Origin of the sequence: Caballeronia sp. LZ024 (assembly GCF_031451455.1) — a bacterium.
Classification (GTDB): domain Bacteria; phylum Pseudomonadota; class Gammaproteobacteria; order Burkholderiales; family Burkholderiaceae; genus Caballeronia; species Caballeronia telluris.
Genome location: NZ_JARUXL010000004.1, coordinates 539798 through 554960, shown reverse-complemented (window position 1 = coordinate 554960; position 15163 = coordinate 539798). Strand labels below are relative to the sequence as shown.

General features: G+C 65.5%; 16 protein-coding genes. 9 read left to right on the top strand and 7 right to left on the bottom strand.

Features of this window, described 5'->3' with window-relative positions:
* The first annotated feature begins 17 nt into the window (after positions 1-17).
* From QCE48_RS24720 to QCE48_RS24695, 6 genes are all read left to right on the top strand, one after another.
* Positions 18-821 carry a glutathione S-transferase family protein gene (locus QCE48_RS24720; RefSeq protein WP_309782901.1) on the top strand — a complete coding sequence of 268 codons (804 nt, stop codon included), beginning with the start codon at positions 18-20 and terminating at the stop codon, positions 819-821.
* Positions 822-831: 10 nt separating this feature from the next.
* A complete protein-coding gene (locus tag QCE48_RS24715; RefSeq protein ID WP_309782900.1) occupies positions 832-1305 on the top strand; it encodes a hypothetical protein in 474 nt (157 codons plus the stop codon).
* Positions 1295-2332, top strand: coding sequence for a DUF2156 domain-containing protein (locus QCE48_RS24710; protein ID WP_309782899.1), 1038 nt, complete (start codon positions 1295-1297; stop codon positions 2330-2332). Before QCE48_RS24715 ends, QCE48_RS24710 begins: the two co-directional genes overlap by 11 nt.
* Positions 2333-2344: 12 nt before the next feature.
* On the top strand, positions 2345-3673 hold the full coding sequence (locus QCE48_RS24705; protein ID WP_309782896.1) for an FAD-dependent oxidoreductase: 1329 nt from the start codon (positions 2345-2347) through the stop codon (positions 3671-3673).
* Between the two features lie 350 nt (positions 3674-4023).
* A complete protein-coding gene (locus tag QCE48_RS24700; RefSeq protein WP_309782894.1) occupies positions 4024-4809 on the top strand; it encodes a hypothetical protein in 786 nt (261 codons plus the stop codon).
* 112 nt (positions 4810-4921) lie between these two features.
* The gene (locus tag QCE48_RS24695) at positions 4922-5302 is read left to right on the top strand and encodes a phosphopantetheine adenylyltransferase (protein ID WP_309782893.1); all 381 of its coding nucleotides are present in this window, start codon (positions 4922-4924) and stop codon (positions 5300-5302) included.
* Between the two features lie 554 nt (positions 5303-5856).
* Here the strand turns inward: QCE48_RS24695 and motB are convergent.
* The 3 genes from motB to QCE48_RS24680 all read right to left on the bottom strand — a co-directional run bounded on the left by motB (position 5857) and on the right by QCE48_RS24680 (position 8253).
* Positions 5857-6822, bottom strand: a complete 966-nt coding sequence (gene motB, locus QCE48_RS24690; protein WP_309782891.1) for a flagellar motor protein MotB — start codon at positions 6820-6822, stop codon at positions 5857-5859.
* Between the two features lie 24 nt (positions 6823-6846).
* Positions 6847-7716, bottom strand: coding sequence for a flagellar motor stator protein MotA (motA, locus tag QCE48_RS24685; protein WP_309782890.1), 870 nt, complete (start codon positions 7714-7716; stop codon positions 6847-6849).
* A gap of 153 nt (positions 7717-7869) precedes the next feature.
* A complete protein-coding gene (locus QCE48_RS24680; RefSeq protein ID WP_309782889.1) occupies positions 7870-8253 on the bottom strand; it encodes a nuclear transport factor 2 family protein in 384 nt (127 codons plus the stop codon).
* Between the two features lie 140 nt (positions 8254-8393).
* Here QCE48_RS24680 and QCE48_RS24675 point away from each other — a divergent pair, with 140 nt between their 5' ends.
* Together QCE48_RS24675 and QCE48_RS24670 are read left to right on the top strand one after the other, a co-directional pair.
* A complete protein-coding gene (locus QCE48_RS24675) occupies positions 8394-9218 on the top strand; it encodes a helix-turn-helix transcriptional regulator (protein ID WP_309782887.1) in 825 nt (274 codons plus the stop codon).
* 145 nt (positions 9219-9363) lie between these two features.
* Complete coding sequence (locus QCE48_RS24670; RefSeq protein WP_087629678.1) at positions 9364-9636, top strand: hypothetical protein; 273 nt, start codon at positions 9364-9366, stop codon at positions 9634-9636.
* A gap of 74 nt (positions 9637-9710) precedes the next feature.
* On the opposite strand, the gene QCE48_RS24665 is transcribed toward QCE48_RS24670, so the two are convergent.
* The 3 genes from QCE48_RS24665 to QCE48_RS24655 form a co-directional block, all read right to left on the bottom strand.
* On the bottom strand, positions 9711-9860 hold the full coding sequence (locus QCE48_RS24665) for a hypothetical protein (protein WP_309782885.1): 150 nt from the start codon (positions 9858-9860) through the stop codon (positions 9711-9713).
* A 135-nt stretch (positions 9861-9995) separates the two neighbouring features.
* Positions 9996-11438 carry an MFS transporter gene (locus tag QCE48_RS24660; RefSeq protein WP_309782884.1) on the bottom strand — a complete coding sequence of 481 codons (1443 nt, stop codon included), beginning with the start codon at positions 11436-11438 and terminating at the stop codon, positions 9996-9998.
* Positions 11439-11565: 127 nt separating this feature from the next.
* A complete protein-coding gene (locus QCE48_RS24655; RefSeq protein WP_309782883.1) occupies positions 11566-12867 on the bottom strand; it encodes an MFS transporter in 1302 nt (433 codons plus the stop codon).
* Between the two features lie 434 nt (positions 12868-13301).
* Here QCE48_RS24655 and QCE48_RS24650 point away from each other — a divergent pair, with 434 nt between their 5' ends.
* Positions 13302-14033, top strand: a complete 732-nt coding sequence (locus QCE48_RS24650; protein WP_309782882.1) for a response regulator transcription factor — start codon at positions 13302-13304, stop codon at positions 14031-14033.
* Between the two features lie 63 nt (positions 14034-14096).
* Here the strand turns inward: QCE48_RS24650 and QCE48_RS24645 are convergent, their stop codons facing one another.
* Entirely contained in the window at positions 14097-15002 is a 906-nt protein-coding gene (locus QCE48_RS24645; protein WP_309782880.1) for a dihydrodipicolinate synthase family protein, read from the bottom strand.
* Positions 15003-15163 lie beyond the last annotated feature (161 nt).

Here is a 15163-nt window from a genome sequence, read left to right as displayed (position 1 = left end):
TTCAAAGTGAGCCTTTCATGTTGACTCTCCACCATTCGCCGTTTTCAGTCGCCTCGCAAAAGGTGTGCATCACGCTCGCGGAAAAGCGTGTCGACTGGAACGACCGCATCGTCGATCTGCTGGCCGGCGAGCATTGTCTCGAGACCTTCCGGCGTCTGAATCCTCGCGCCGAGGTGCCGGTACTCGAACACGCCGGACATGTATTCGTCGAATCGTGGCCGATCTGCGAGTACATCGACGAAACCGTGCCGCAGTTCCCGCTCATGCCCGCATCCGCGATTGATCGCCATACTGCGCGAGTGTGGAATCAGTGCGTCGAGCGAGATCTGCACCATGCTTCGGGCATGCTGACCTATGCGGTATTTGCACGCCCGATGCTCAAGGAGCAGCCGCCCGAAACGCTGAGCGCGCTGTTGCAGGCTGTTCCCGATCCCGCCGTCCGCGCATGGCGTTCGAGTGTCCTTGAAAAAGGACTCGATGCACCGGAGATCCCCGACTGCATCGAACGGCATCGCGCCTTTTTTCAGCGCGTGGAATCGCACCTGCCGGATTCGCACGCGTGGCTTGCCGGTCCCGCGTTCAGTCTCGCGGACATCGCCGTGCTCCCGTACGTGATGCGTGCCGAGCACCTGGGCCTTGGCGATCTCATGACGTTCGAGAGCACACCGCACCTGCGCTCGTGGTACTTGCGCATGCTGACGCGTCCATCGATGCAGCCGGCGCTGGTCCGTTATGTCGACGCCACGACACAAAACCTCCTGACGAGCCTCTCGGCTGCGGCGCATCCCGCGCTCAGCCGATTGATCGCGCACACCGCCTGACGGGGGCACGATGGACCAGAAGAACCTCTTCGAGACGCCTGCAACCTATGGCTTGCTTCGTCTCGAGAACCTAGCCAGCCTGGCGATCTGCATTGGCCTTTTGGTGATGCATCGCGATGCCGTCCGATGGCCTGTATTCGTGCTGCTGTTCGCGTACATCGACGTCATCGGCTACTTTCCCGGTGCGATAGCGTTCCGGCGTGCGCGGGGGCAGCCGCTGAACCCGGCGTACTACGTCCTGTACAACACGATGCATAGCGCCTTGTGCGCGCTGCTGGTGGCGGGGCTGTGGGCGTGGTTCGTGCGGCCCGAGTGGGCGCTTCTCGCAATTCCGATTCATCTCTTCGGCGACCGCTCGCTCTTCGGCAACTTTCTCAAGCCATTCGGCGTGAGCTTCGAGCCGGCGGCCCACGCGGAGTTCGCGCGGTTCCGGGCGAACTATCTCGGTTCGTCGCGGGTGGCGGGAGAGCAAGATGCACCGTGATGCCGGGCAGACCGACCTCGTGAGCGCGGCTAGCGACACTGTATTGCGCGTCCTGCGCACGCATGCCGACCATCCGTCGGCACTTCTCGCGATCAACCGCGATACGCTGCGCTTCAGCGCGGACGGCATCGAAGGTTTCATCGCGTACCGGCCCGCGGGCCGCCGTCATCTCGTGATGGTGGCGGGCGTCTCGGCGGCGGCGGGGCAGGCCGACGAACTGCTCGACCGCTTTCTTGCCTGGGCGGCCAGCGAGCGCAGGCAAGTGGTGGCGGTGCAGATATTGCACGACGATGCCGAGCGGTTCGCCCGCCGCGGCTTTCGCGTCAACCAGATCGGAGCGTCATACGGGATCACGCTCGCCGGCTTTGCTCTCGCCGGGACGCGCTTCATCAAGCTGCGCAACAAGATATCGCGTGCGCGCCGTTGCGGCATCGTCGTGGCGGAACTCGGCAAGGATGTCGCGCTCGTTCCCGACGTGCGGCACGCGATCGAGGAGATCGACCGTCAGTGGATCAAGGAAAAGGGCACGCGGGAGCTCGAATTCCTGGTCGGCGAGAGGGGCCAACTCGACGAGATCGACGGCTCGCTGAGGCGGATCTTCGTCGCCTTGCGAGAAGGCGTTCCGGTTGCCTACATCCTTTATACCGCGAGTTTCGGCCGTTACGCCGGCTGGATGCACGACCTGAGCCGCCGGTTGCCGGATGCGCCGGCTGGCGTCATGGAGCTGATCAACAGCCGCGCGATCGAGATTTTCAAGGCCGAAGGCGCAAAGATGCTGAACTTCGGCTTCACGCCGCTGACGTCGCTCGCGCCCGAGCACGAGCTACCCGGTTCATGGCATCGTATGACGGCGTGGGGCTTCGCACAACTGGCGGCGCACGGCAGCTTCATCTATCCGGCGCAGACGCAGTTGCAGTACAAGATGAAGTGGAACCCGGACGTCGTTTTGCCGGAGTACGTCGCGTTTCAGAAGGGCGGGACGCTGAGCGGGCTGTGGCAGTTTCTTCGGCTGACACGCGCCATTTGAATCATGCCAGCTATGTCGAACGTCAATTCGCATGTTTTGTTATCCGAATCTAATGAACCGTCGACGGTGTGGCTTCCCGTTCCCGTCGATGAAGTCAGGCCGCCTCCGCACGAGCCTGTTCGTTGCGATGTGGCGGTGATCGGCGGCGGGCTAGCGGGCTTGTCCACTGCGATCCACATCAGGCAGATGGCGCCGCGGCTCGACGTTGCGCTGTTCGAGTCGGGACGCATCGGATACGGGGCGAGCGGGCTGAATTCGGGGCAATGCGCGCCGCGTATGGGCCCGGCAATCGACGCCCAGATCCGCTCGCTCGGCGGAGATACGGCGCGCGTCGCCTACCAGTATTCGCTCGATGCGGTGGCCTTCGGTGCGAACCTGGCAAGCGCGCATGGGATCGATTGCGATCTGGAATCGCGCGGTCAGTGGCAGGTCGCGCTCAGGGAACGTGACGCGCGCACGCTCGAAAGACACGCTGAAGCCTACCGGTCGCTGGGTTTCGACGTGCCTCTGGTCAGCGCAAGCGACGTACGGGCCGCTCTGCCGGATTCGAACCGCGTATTCAATGCGCTGGCATTCCCGGCTTCGCTCCTGAATCCGGGGCGCCTTTGCATCGGATTGAAGCGCGCAGCGCTGAATCTTGGTGTGCGCATCTTCGAGCATGCCCGCGTGACCCGTTGGGATCGGCGCACCGGCGCCTTCGATGTGCATTCCGTTCAGGCAAGCGCGCCGCGTGTCGTGCTGGCCGTGGACGGGGGCGTCGGCCAACTGGATCATTTCCGCCATGCGGTCATCCCGATCTCCGCGTGGGCGGCTGTGACGCGCGCACTCGCTCCGGACGAGCGCGCTGCCATCGGATGGCGTCAGGGTCAGGGACTGTTCGATGCCCGCCCGGCCTTCAGCTTCCTGCGTCCGTTACCCGATGGCAGGCTGCTGATCGGCGGACGCTACCGACATGCGCGAAACGGACTGGTCGAAGCCGACCGGCGCTTGGTTGGCCGGGACCTCATCGAACAACTCAGGTTTTTCCTGCCCTCGCTGCGAGACGTGACCGCCGAGGCCGTCTGGCACGGCAATTTCGGATGCACGCTCGACGAGTGGCCGATCGTCGGGCCGCTCGACGACGACTTGCGTCACTGGCATATCGGTGCATCGAACGGACATGGTCTTGCGCTTTCGCTCGCCATGGGCCGGGATCTGGCGGCCATGCTGACGGGGAACGTTCCGCTGCCGCCTCGACCATGGATTCGCCGCCACGCGATGGGGTTGCCCGAACCCTTGATGCGCGTTTTTCTTCCGCTGTACCTCGCGTGGCTTGAACGCGCGAGCCGACTGACCTCCTGAGTAAGGACACCACTACTATGTTCATGAATGAATCGCGCTCGACATTGGAACGATTTGCCCCAGGCCTCGACGCCGAACTCGCGCGACAAGGCCTGACGGCAATGGAGTCGAAAGATCCTCTGGCGCTGAAGGCGCTCATTCGGCAGTATCGGCTACCGCGGCTTTGGGTGCCCACGGCTTTCGGTGGCGAGGGCATTTCGCCCTACGAGGGGATACGCATTCAACGCGCGCTCGGCGCGCGTGCGCCGTCGATGGCTCTGATGCTGACGATGCACAACTTTACGGTCAGCTTTTGCAGTCCGCTTTCCCAGTTCGTGCCGTCGTGCGCTCAGATGCTGCGTGACGTCGCGATGGACGGACTGCTCGTCGCGTCGGCGTTCGCCGAGGGGCGCCGAGGCGCAGGCATCCTCGACTCCACCGTGTATCTCACGCCCGACGGAGAGGGTTTCCGGCTCAACGGCCGGAAAAAGCCGTGCACGATGGCGAACAGCATGGACATCATTACGGTCGGCGTCGCGCTGCAAGGCGCCGATTCGGTGAAACACACCGGCATGGCGATACTGCCCGCCAGGCAGCAAGGGGTCTCGCGCCGGGAGTTCTGGCGCATCCCGCTCCTCGCCGCAGCGGACAACCACGAATTGTGCTTTGAGAACGTGCACGTCACCTCCGACCAGTTGCTGCTGGCGGCCGAGGACGACCGTGAAACGGCCGAGCTTGTCGCGAGCGCGGAGGTCGAGGGCATGGGCTGGTTCGAGATCGTCGCCACTGCGAGCTACCTCGGTGTGGTCAGCGCCATGGCGGAGCGCGTGTTGCGTGACGAGCGCGTCGATCCCGGTGAGCGGGCCGCGCTCGGCGGCGAGATCGAGTGCGCGCAGGCGGCGCTCGACGGCGCCGTTCACATGATGGAGACGTCGCCCACCGATCAGGGGCTTCTCGCGCGCGTGCTCATGGTGCGGTTCGCGGTCCAACGCATCATCGCGCGATGCGCGATGCAGGCCGCCGAACTCGCTGGCGGCCTTGCGTTCATCGAGAACGCCGAGATGATGACGTTACTTGCCGGAAGCCGTTGCCTTGCGTTCCACCCGATGAGCCGCAAGGCCGCCGAGCCGATGCTCGCAGACTGGCTGAAAGGCTGAAGATTGCAGCCCGAAGCCGGGCTGCGTCCCACAGGCCGCCATTCCGTTTCAAACAGAGATGCCCGTCGCGGAGAATGGCGGCGGTGCAGCCGTGCATATCGACAGAGGGAACATGAAAAGCCTGATCGCAGCGTCGCTCGTCATTGTCGGCGCGATTCATCTTTTGCCGCTTACGGGCGTGCTCGGCTCCGCGCAACTGGCACGACTCTACGGCATCGCGGTGGAGGAGCCCAACCTGCTGATTCTAATGCGCCATCGTGCGGTGTTGTTCGCCATGCTAGGCGCGTTTCTCGTGTATTCGGCGTTCGTTCCTGCGCTTCATACACTGGCGTTCCTTGCGGCTTTCATCAGCGTGAGTTCCTTTCTCTGGCTCTCGTGGTCCATCGGGCAAAACAACGCGCAGATCGCGCGAGTCGTAAGCGTGGATATAGTCGCGCTCTTGATACTCGCTGCCGGAGTGGCGATATCGTGGTGGCAAAAAGCTTTTGGGTGACCGATGTTACGAGGCAGGCACGTAGCTCGCTCGCCGGACCGGAAGCAACACAGAGGCGCAGTCGGAAGACGCCTCTGCCCGGACTGCGAGTGTGTGCGTACTGGTCCATCGGACCGGATGACTTGCACGGGATCCGTTGAGGGCGCGCGTAACCCGTTGGCGCCAACGGGCTACGCCGTGGTTGTGTTCAAGTAGAAAACGCTGCGTGAAAGCGCGGGAGACAGAAACACCGACGGCCGGCTGCTGTTCCCGTTCGCGCCCGTCATCGGTCCGTTTCCGACGCGCCAGGAAGCGTGCACGGCGATTCTGAGTAAAGAAAGTTCGCAGGCCGTAGGTGACATCCGGGCAGAAGCCGCCGAAGATCAGCGCCGAGAACCCACGAAGCATGACGCTGCAACGCGACTCTCGCGTTGCGCAAGTTCGAACGGCGACAAAGGCGCGTGGCAGGAGGAGGCGATCGCCGGAGCGTCCGGCGAATCGCGTGGCAGACACGCGCCGCGCGCGACTCGTCAAACGTTCGACGGTCGCGGCGCCTGTGATGTGCAGCTTGCGGTCTAAGACGACTTGCCTGTCGCCGCCACCGGCATCACGCCGCCGGTCACGGCCTTCGTTTCATCGACGGTCGTGCGGCCGCCATCCCTGAAGAATGCCTGTTCGGCCGCCTTGTTCAGCACGAGGATGCTGATGCGCCGGTTGGTCGGCTCGTCGGCGACGTCCTTGTTGAGCGGCAGCACATCGGCAAGACCGCGCACCTGCAGCACCTTGCGTTCGCTCATGCCGCCCGCGACCAGCGCGCGCCGCGCGGCGTTCGCGCGCTCGCCCGACAGTTCCCAGTTCGAATAGCCTGCCTGGCCGCCGGAGTAGGGCACGGCATCGGTGTGGCCGGCGATCGACACGCGGTTGTCGACGTCGTTCAGCGATGCGCCGATCTGCGAAAGAATCGTCGTCACGTAGCCTTCGAGGCGCGAGCTGCCGGAGGCGAACATCGGCCGCTTGAGCGAATCGACGATCTCGATGCGCAGCCCCTCGCTCGTGATCGCGATGCGAATCTGGTCCTTGAACGCGCGCAGCGCTGGCGTGTTCTCGATGAGCGCGGTGAGCTTCTGCTTCAGTTGCTGGAGGCGCTGCGCGTCGTCGGCGGCGACGGCGGCGCGCGCGATCGACGGCGGCACCGGCTGCGTCTGGCTCTTGGTGGCTTCGCCCGGACGCGAGCTGGAAAGGTCGCGCCCGCCGCCCTCGATCACGCTCGTATGCGCCGCGCCGCTGCCGTCCTTGCCGCCGAACACGGCGGCAAGCGGCGTGTTGAAGTAGTCCTCGATGCCCTGCTTGTCGTATTTCGATGTCGAGCCGAGCAGCCACATCAACAGGAAGAACGCCATCATCGCCGTGACGAAGTCGGCGTAGGCGATCTTCCATGCGCCGCCATGATGGCCGCCGTGGCCGCCCTTTTTCTTGCGGCGCACGACGACGGTCGGCGCGAGCACGGATTGCAGCGGGTCGCGTGAAGGTTTTTCAGCCATGATCTCGTCCGTTCGATGCGCTAATTAGGCCGATTTCGGCATCTTGGTGGCGCGCACGGCGTCGTCGAGTTCCTTGAAACTCGGGCGGTCTGCGGTGAAGAGCACCTTGCGGCCGAACTCGACGGCGAGCGTCGGCGCGTAGCCGTTCATCGAGGCGAGCAGCACCGACTTCACGCATTGATACGGCTTGGCTTCGGCCTGGCCCTTCGCGTTGAGCAGGTCCGCGAGCGGCCCGATGAAGCCATACGCGAGCAAAATGCCGAGGAACGTGCCGACGAGCGCGCCGGCGATCATCTCGCCGAGCACGGCGGGCGCGGCGCCGACGGAGCCCATCGTGTGCACGACGCCCATCACCGCCGCGACGATGCCGAACGCGGGCAGGCCGTCGGCCATCTTCTGGATCGCGTTGGCGGCAACCGATGCCTCGGTGTGGTGCGTGTCGAGTTCCTCGTCCATCAGGTCTTGCATTTCGAGCGCGTTCACGTTGCCGCTCGACATCATGCGCAGATAGTCGACGATGAAATCGAGCAGGTGATGATCCTTCATCACGTCTTCGTATTTCTGAAAGAGCGGGCTGGCTTCGGGCGCGTCGACATCGGCTTCGAGCGCCATCATGCCTTCCTTGCGCGCCTTCTGAAGCAGTTCGTAGAGCAGCGCGATCAGCGCGAGATATTTCTCCTTTGTGTACGCGCCGCTCTTAAAGATGCTCGGCAGCGCCTTGAGCGTTTTCTTCAGCGTGGCGGTCGGATTCGACACGACGAACGCGCCGATCGCCGCGCCGAAAATACACAGCAACTCGAACGGCTGCACGAGCGCGGCCAGATGCCCGCCGACGCCGACAAAACTTCCGATCACCGAGCCGATGACCAACACCCATCCGATTACGACAAACATTTCTTTCTCCGCGAGAGTCGTGGGCTTTGCGCAAGGTCAGGAAATACTGGGCCGTAGCTTGCGCAAAGTCGTCTTTGGTCTTAACGGCGTGGCTGGGCGGAGATTTAGGGCGGGAGGAAAGAAAGTTTGTCAGCAAACGTTTGTAGGTAAGTTTTACAAGGCCGCGCCGGGCGTCTGATCGAGGAAACCGGTGATCGAGACGATGCGTTCATTGTCGTCGAGCGTGCCGAAATCAGTGCCTTTCACGATGGTCTGGCCTTGCGGCGTGCGCAATTCCCAACTGAAACGCAGATGGTTGGCGAAACCGTCGACATCGGTCGTGCGCCGGAACGTGTGCGCGGGAAAGCGCTCGTGCACGGCGCGGATCATCGCGTCGATGCCGGCGTGGCCGTCGCCGTGCAGGAGCGGATCGCGATAGCTCGCGTGTTCCGCATAGCTCGCTCGAATCAGCGTGGCGCGGCGTTCGGCGTCGGTTTCGTTCCATGCGTCGAAGTAGCGGTCGATCAGGACATCGCGGGAAGGGGACTGGGCGTTCATGGTGGCTCCTTTTAAGTGAGTTCGGCGCAGCGGCACGCGTGTCCTGTCGCCGTGACCGAACTATCGAAGACGCGCAAACGCCTGTCGATTACGCCGTAGGTAATGGAACGCCCGCACACCCTTCGACTATGATCGCCGTCATGAACTCGACCCTTGCCCACGCCGCGCCGCGCAAGCCCGTCGGCGCCTTGCTGCGCGAATGGCGGCAGCGCAGAAGACTGAGCCAGCTCGACCTCGCGGGCGACGCACAGGTTTCCACGCGCCATCTGAGCTTCGTCGAATCGGGCCGGTCCGTGCCGAGCCGCGAGATGCTGATCCGGCTCGCCGAACAGCTCGACGTGCCGCTGCGCGAGCGCAATACGCTCTTCATCGCGGCCGGCTACGCGCCGCTGTATCGCGAACGCACGCTCGCCGATCCGCAACTGTCCGCGGCGCGGCGGGCGGTGGATCTCGTGCTGAAGGGCCACGAGCCGTATCCGGCGCTGGCGGTCGACCGCCACTGGACGATGATGGCCGCCAACGCGGCGGTGGCGCCGCTCGTCGCGCTCGCCGATCCGGCGCTGCTGGAAGGGCCCGTGAACGTGCTGCGGCTGTCGCTGCATCCGAAGGGGCTCGCCGACGCGATCGTCAACTGGCACGAGTGGCGTGCGCATCTGCTCGCGCGCGTGCGGCGCCAAATCGAAGTCTCCGGCGATCCGGTGCTGGCCGATTTGCTGCGCGAACTGGAGTCGTATCCGGCGCCGCCGCATGCGGGCGCGGGGCTTGCTCAGGCTATGCACGGCGAGATCGACGCGGTCGTCGTGCCGTTCAGGCTGCGCACGGCGGCGGGCGTGCTGTCGTTCTTCAGCACGACGACGGTCTTCGGCACGCCGGTCGACATCACATTGTCCGAACTGGCGATCGAAGCGTTCTTTCCCGCCGACGCCGAGACCGCCGCCGCCTTGCGCGCGACGGCGTCCGCGTGACGGGCGGCGCAGGCGAAATGGAACCTCCGGCCGGGCCGCCGATCAATGAAACAGGGCCGCGCGTCGTTCGCGATCGTGCAAGAGCGCGCCGGAAGCACGGCCCGGCGAACCAACCAACGAAGCATCAGACAAGGGCGAGAAAGCGATGATCCATACCTTCGAGCAAACCATCGGCGGACAGCGGATGGCGTTCTGCGCCAGCATCGCGGAGGGCGGCGGGCCGCAGCGCGTGATCATCAGCCGCGCGGATTCGGCGGAGTCGCTCGTGATCGTCGACGCGAGCGGCATCATCGGCGCGATCAAGGCGGAAGTGGAAGCACCGGAGAGCTTCGTCGCCGATGCGGTGCGCAAGGCGCAGCAGGAAGCGCTGATCGAGCGCGCGCTCGAAACCGGCGAAGTGCAGACCACGAGCCTGTAGGGCTTGTTGCTGTCATGTCGGCGCCCGCTCGCGGTTTCGCGATGCGGGCGCTTTCGCATCGGCGCACGGCGCGCCTAGGCGCGGGGCGAATCGCCGAGCGCGAACGGCGTGACGGAATCGGGACCGTCGGGCAGATCGGGATCGTCGGGGTTCGGCGATGCATCGGGGTCGAGCAACTCGTCCGGATCGGGATCGAGCGGCGGCGAATCAGGCGGCGTGGACATGTCGGCTTTCCTCAAGCGGCCTGCGGGCCGCGCGTTTGCACGATGGGCGCTTGATTGACCGTGCAAGGGGCGTTCCCGCAAGGATGACGCCGGCGGCTTCGTGCTCGGCGCGGCATGCCCATTCCCGCTGTGTCATCACGGCCGTGGCGCCCGGCCCGCCACGCCTTTCGCCGCCGGCTGCCCGGCGTTGCGCACCCGACGCGCCGTCAGCGCGCCGCAGATCAGGAGCGCCACCGAAATCCCCGCCGACCACTTCACGCCCGCGATGATGCTCGCCACCTGACTCGCGTCCGTGGCGTGACCCGCGAGCGCGCCGAACGCTGCGACGCCGATCGCGCCGGCCGACTGCCGCGCCGTGTTGAGCACCGCCGACGCCGTCCCCGCGCGCTCCTGCCGGACCGTACCGAGGATGGCCGTCGTCATCGCGGGCACGGCGAGACCCATGCCGGTCGGGATCAGCAGGAACGGCAGCAGCAGCGCGACCGTCGACGTCGATGCGCCGACGAACATGAGCGCCGCGAAACCGGCTGCGTCGATGAGCGCGCCGGCGATCATCGGCCCGCGCGAGCCGAACCGCGCGACCACCGGGCCGCTCGCCAGATTCGACACCAAGAAGCCGCCCGTCAGCGGAAGGAACGCGAGGCCCGTCTGCAACGGCGTATGGCCGAGCACGCGCTGCAAATACAGGCTCAGCACGAACACCATCCCGTAATAGGTCAGGTTCGCTACCCCGCCGAATACGACCGCCGCGCTGAACGTGCGGTCCGCGAAGAGCGGGAGCGGCAGCATCGGCGCGGTGCTCCGCCTTTCGACGGCGACGAACGCGGTCCCCGCCGCGATCGCGAGCGCGATCCCGCCGAGCACAAGCGGATGCGCGATCCCGCGCGGCCTCAGTTCAATCATGGCGCCGACAAACGCCGTCAGCGCGACGATCGCGAGCGCCTGGCCGGGCAGATCGACGCCGCTTGCGCGCGCCGCGCGCGGCGTGTCGTCGACCCAGACGAAGGTCGCGACGATGCCGGCCGCGCAGAGCGGCAGGTTGACCCAGAAAATCCCGCGCCAGCCGAAGGCCGCGATCAGGATGCCGCCGACGATCGGACCCGCTGCGATCGACACCGCGCCCGCCGCCGTCCATAGTCCGACCGCGTGCGCGCGCAGGCGCCGGTCGTCGCCGCACGACCGGTTCAGGAGCGCGAGGGAATTCGGCAGCATCGCCGCCGCGCCGACGCCCTGCAACGCGCGCGCGGCGACGAGTTGCGGCGCATCGGCCGCGAACGCGCAGCCGAGCGACGCCAGCGCGAAGAGCGCGAGCCCCGCGACGAACAATGGCCGCGCGCCGAAGCGGTCGCCGAGCACGCCCGCCGAGAGCATCAGCGCGGCGAAGGCGAGGGCGTAAGCGTCGACGGTCCATTGCAGGCTCGAGAGGCTCGCGTTCAGGTCGTGGGCGATGCTCGCGAGCGCGACATTGACGATCGACACATCGAGTTGCGAGACGACGAAGCCGACGCTCGTCGCACCGACGATCAGCAGGTGCCGCGCGTCGAGGCCGGAGGAAGGGGAAGTGGGGTTCGAGTTCATGCGGACATCGTAGGCGCGTCGCGCACGCGATGTTTCCGGGTGACGTGAAACGTGGCTGCGGGCCGCGACGGCGAAAAAAAAGCGCGCCCGCAGGCGCGCCTTGCCGCAAACCGCCAATGCCCGGTCTTCAGTGCTTTTCCGGCGCGTGCCGGATGAAAAGCGTCGTCAGCGCGCCGACGACGCACAGCGCCGCCACGTACAGCGCGGGCGCCATCGGATTGGATTTCATCATCAGCGAGACGACGATCGGCGTGAGGCCGCCGAAAATCGCGTAGGCGACGTTGTACGAGAACGAAATGCCCGAAAAGCGCACGACCGCCGGGAACGACTTGACCATCACGAACGGAATCGCGCCGATCACGCCGACCGTGAAGCCCGTGAACGCGTACCACGGCACGAGCACGGACGTATCGACGGCCAGTTGCTGGAACAGCGTGTAGTACGAGATCGCGAGCGCGATGCCGCCGACGAAGATCGTCTTGCCCGCGCCGACGCGCCCGGCGATCGCGCCTGCGAGCACGCAGCCGATCGTGAGGCACAGGGTCGCGACGCAGTTCGCGATCAGCGCCGTCGCGGCGGGAATGTGGAACTGTTTCTGCAGGAGCGTCGGCGTCATCAGGATCACGACGACGATCGCCGCCGACAGCATCCACGTGAGCAGCATCGAGACGATCACGGCGCGGCCGTGGTCGCGCAGGACGGCCTTCAGCGGAATCTCGGCCGCAAGCGACTTGCGCTTCTGCAATTCAGCGAACACCGGCGTTTCATGCAGCCAGCGGCGCAGATAAACCGAGAACAATCCGAAGACGCCGCCGAGCAGGAACGGAACGCGCCAGGCGAAATCCGCGACTTCCGAGGGCGCGAAATTCCGGTTGACGGCCGCCGCGATCAGCGAGCCGAGCAGGATGCCGGCCGTGAGACCCGCGGTCAGCGTGCCGCACGCGTAGCCGATGTGCCGCGACGGCACGTGCTCGGACACGAACACCCACGCGCCCGGCACCTCGCCGCCGACCGCCGCGCCCTGCATCACGCGAAACAGGAGCAGCAGCACCGGCGCCATCAGGCCGATCGACGCGTAGGTGGGCAAGAGGCCCATCAGGAGCGTCGGCACGGACATCAGCAGCACGGAAAGCGTGAACATGCGCTTGCGGCCGAGCAGGTCGCCGAAGTGCGCCATGATGATCCCGCCGAGCGGCCGTGCGAGATAGCCGGCCGCGAAAATGCCGAAGGTCTGCAACTGGCGCAGCCAGTCGGGGATCGTCGCGGGGAAGAACAACTGGCCGATTACCGGCGCGAAGAACACGAAAATGATGAAGTCGTAGAACTCGAGCGCGCCGCCGAGCGCCGCGAGCGACAGGGTTTTATAGTCGCCGCGCGTGAGCGCGCGGCCAGCGGCGGGGACGGCGCCGTTGAGTGGTGTTGCTTGCATCGATGAAAGTCGTCGGTAAATGGAAAAGCCGCGCGCACGGGGTTGGAACGTGTGGAAACGCGCAGGACGAGGCATCGCCCGACTGCGGAAAAGCTGCGCCGGATCAGCGCGAAAACCGCGGCCGCGCAGCGCGGCTCGGAGCCGCGGCGCAGCCTGCCTTCACGATCTGCGGGTGGCAGCGCGAAAGCGGGAACTTTTTGCCAAACATCGGATGTTACAGGATGTCGCCCTGCGCGCCGCTGGAAGCCGTCTGTAAGCACATCACATTGTGTAAAAAATAGGACTTATCCAATGTGACAGGCTCCGGCCCTTGTTCAGAATCCGCCCTCTGTATTGGTCTTGTGATGCGACTGCTTCCGGGGCCAAGGCGAACCAAGCTCCGGTGGCCCCGGAACCCTTGTCGCCGCATTTTCCGACCACCGGGCCCGACTTTCATGCGTGTCGCCGTTCTTCAAACCGATTCCACTCACCGTCTCCTGCTTGGCGAACTCGTCAAGCGGCTCGGCCATACCTGCGTCGTCTATGGCGACGGCCTCGCGCTCTCGAAAGCCTTGTCGCGCTCGACCGTCGACATGCTGATCCTCGACTGGCATTCCACCGGCCTGTGTGGCCTCGACCTGCTGAAGTCGGTGCGTTCGAGCTTCGGCGAGCGCGTCCCGGTGATGTTCGTGACCGCCGACGGCGCCGAGCACAACGTCGTGCGCGCGCTGACCGCCGGCGCCGACGACTTCCTCGCCCACCCGGTGCGCGCCGCCGAATTCGGCGCGCGCGTCGAGGCGCTTTTGCGGCGCGCGTATCCCGCGCAGACGTCCGCGAGCTTCGACGTCGGCTGCTATCACTTCGACGCGCGCCAGCAGAGCGTCACCGTGCGCGGCAAGCCGGTGCAACTGAGCGGAACGCAGTTCCGGCTCGCGATGCTGTTCTTCTCGAACGTCGGGCGCGTGTTGTCGCGCGATCACATTTTCGCGATGGTCTGGGGGCGCGAATTCCGCGAATCCACGCGCACCATCGACAGCCACGTGTCGCGCCTGCGCCTCGCGCTCGACATCGAGCCGGTCAATCACTTCCGCCTGCAGCCGGTCTACAAGAGCGGTTACCGGCTGCTCCATCTGTACGGCGACGAAGTGGAACAGATCGAGCGCGACGCGTCGAATGTCGCCGCCTGAGGACGCCAACGGAAAATGCCGTCGCAAGACGGCATTTTTTTCGTCCTTCCGCTGCGCGACGCCTTACAGCGAAGGCAGCGCCGGCCGCGTTTCGATCGAGCGTCGGATCAGCGCCTCGACTGTCTTGCGCTCCTCGCCCGCGAGTGGCAGGCGCGGCGGCCGCACCGGCTCGGTGCCGAGCCCGACGATCGCCTCGGCAAGCTTGATGTTCTGCACGAGCTTGTGCGAAACGTCGAGCGCGAGCATCGGCGCGAACCAGCGGTAGATCGTCCGTGCTTCTTCGATGCGTCCGGCGCGCAGCAGCCGGTAGATCGCCACCGTCTCGTGCGGAAACGCGCACACGAGCCCCGCGACCCAGCCGCACGCGCCCATCAGGATGGCTTCCATCGCGAGATTGTCGACTCCGCAAAAGAGCGCATAGCGCTCGCCGGTCTCGTTGATGAGATCGGTGATCCGGCGCACGTCGCCCGACGATTCCTTGATCGCGGCGAATTTCTCGTCCTCGGCGAGTTCGGCGAACATCTGCGGCGTCACGTCGACGCCATACGCGAGCGGATTGTTGTAGACCATGATCGGCAGCGGGCTCGCGTCGGCGATCATGCGGAAATGGTTGAGCGTCTCGCGCCGGTCCGACAGATAGCGCAGCCCCGGCAGCACCATGTAGCCCGCCGCGCCGTGACGGGCCGCGCGTTCGGCCTGGCGGCAGCCGTCGAGCGTGCTGTTTTCCGCAATCGTCAGGAGGACCGGCACGCGGCCGCGCGACGCGTCCACGGCGATGTCGAGCACGTCGAGCTTCTCGTCAAGCGACAGCGTCGACGCCTCGCCGAGCGATCCGCCCACGATGATGCCGTCGACGCCCGCCTCAATCTGCGCTTCGATATTCTTCTTCGTCCACGCGCGGTCTATGCTGAAATCCGCGTTGAACTTGGTGGTGACGGCGGGCATCACGCCTTCCCAGATATGCGCCACGGCGGCTCTCCTCGAGTGAATGTAGCCGCCAGTTTAGGCAGCGAAAATGCACGCGTCTTGCGCGAATCAAGCGTCTCGCGTGCCGATTTCGGCATAGTCCGCAAAACGCTCCGTTGTGCCGAAATCGTCACGAAAACCGGTTAGCTGCGCCAAGACGCGCC

Excerpts from the sequence above, each read along its gene's own strand:
- QCE48_RS24720 (WP_309782901.1), top strand. The coding sequence starts at position 18 with ATGTTGACTCTCCACCATTCGCCGTTTTCAGTCGCCTCGCAAAAGGTG.
- QCE48_RS24715 (WP_309782900.1), top strand. The coding sequence starts at position 832 with ATGGACCAGAAGAACCTCTTCGAGACGCCTGCAACCTATGGCTTGCTT.
- QCE48_RS24710 (WP_309782899.1), top strand. The coding sequence starts at position 1,295 with ATGCACCGTGATGCCGGGCAGACCGACCTCGTGAGCGCGGCTAGCGAC.
- QCE48_RS24705 (WP_309782896.1), top strand. The coding sequence starts at position 2,345 with ATGTCGAACGTCAATTCGCATGTTTTGTTATCCGAATCTAATGAACCG.
- QCE48_RS24700 (WP_309782894.1), top strand. The coding sequence starts at position 4,024 with ATGGACGGACTGCTCGTCGCGTCGGCGTTCGCCGAGGGGCGCCGAGGC.
- QCE48_RS24695 (WP_309782893.1), top strand. The coding sequence starts at position 4,922 with ATGAAAAGCCTGATCGCAGCGTCGCTCGTCATTGTCGGCGCGATTCAT.
- motB (WP_309782891.1), bottom strand. The coding sequence starts at position 6,822 with ATGGCTGAAAAACCTTCACGCGACCCGCTGCAATCCGTGCTCGCGCCG.
- motA (WP_309782890.1), bottom strand. The coding sequence starts at position 7,716 with ATGTTTGTCGTAATCGGATGGGTGTTGGTCATCGGCTCGGTGATCGGA.
- QCE48_RS24680 (WP_309782889.1), bottom strand. The coding sequence starts at position 8,253 with ATGAACGCCCAGTCCCCTTCCCGCGATGTCCTGATCGACCGCTACTTC.
- QCE48_RS24675 (WP_309782887.1), top strand. The coding sequence starts at position 8,394 with ATGAACTCGACCCTTGCCCACGCCGCGCCGCGCAAGCCCGTCGGCGCC.
- QCE48_RS24670 (WP_087629678.1), top strand. The coding sequence starts at position 9,364 with ATGATCCATACCTTCGAGCAAACCATCGGCGGACAGCGGATGGCGTTC.
- QCE48_RS24665 (WP_309782885.1), bottom strand. The coding sequence starts at position 9,860 with ATGTCCACGCCGCCTGATTCGCCGCCGCTCGATCCCGATCCGGACGAG.
- QCE48_RS24660 (WP_309782884.1), bottom strand. The coding sequence starts at position 11,438 with ATGAACTCGAACCCCACTTCCCCTTCCTCCGGCCTCGACGCGCGGCAC.
- QCE48_RS24655 (WP_309782883.1), bottom strand. The coding sequence starts at position 12,867 with ATGCAAGCAACACCACTCAACGGCGCCGTCCCCGCCGCTGGCCGCGCG.
- QCE48_RS24650 (WP_309782882.1), top strand. The coding sequence starts at position 13,302 with ATGCGTGTCGCCGTTCTTCAAACCGATTCCACTCACCGTCTCCTGCTT.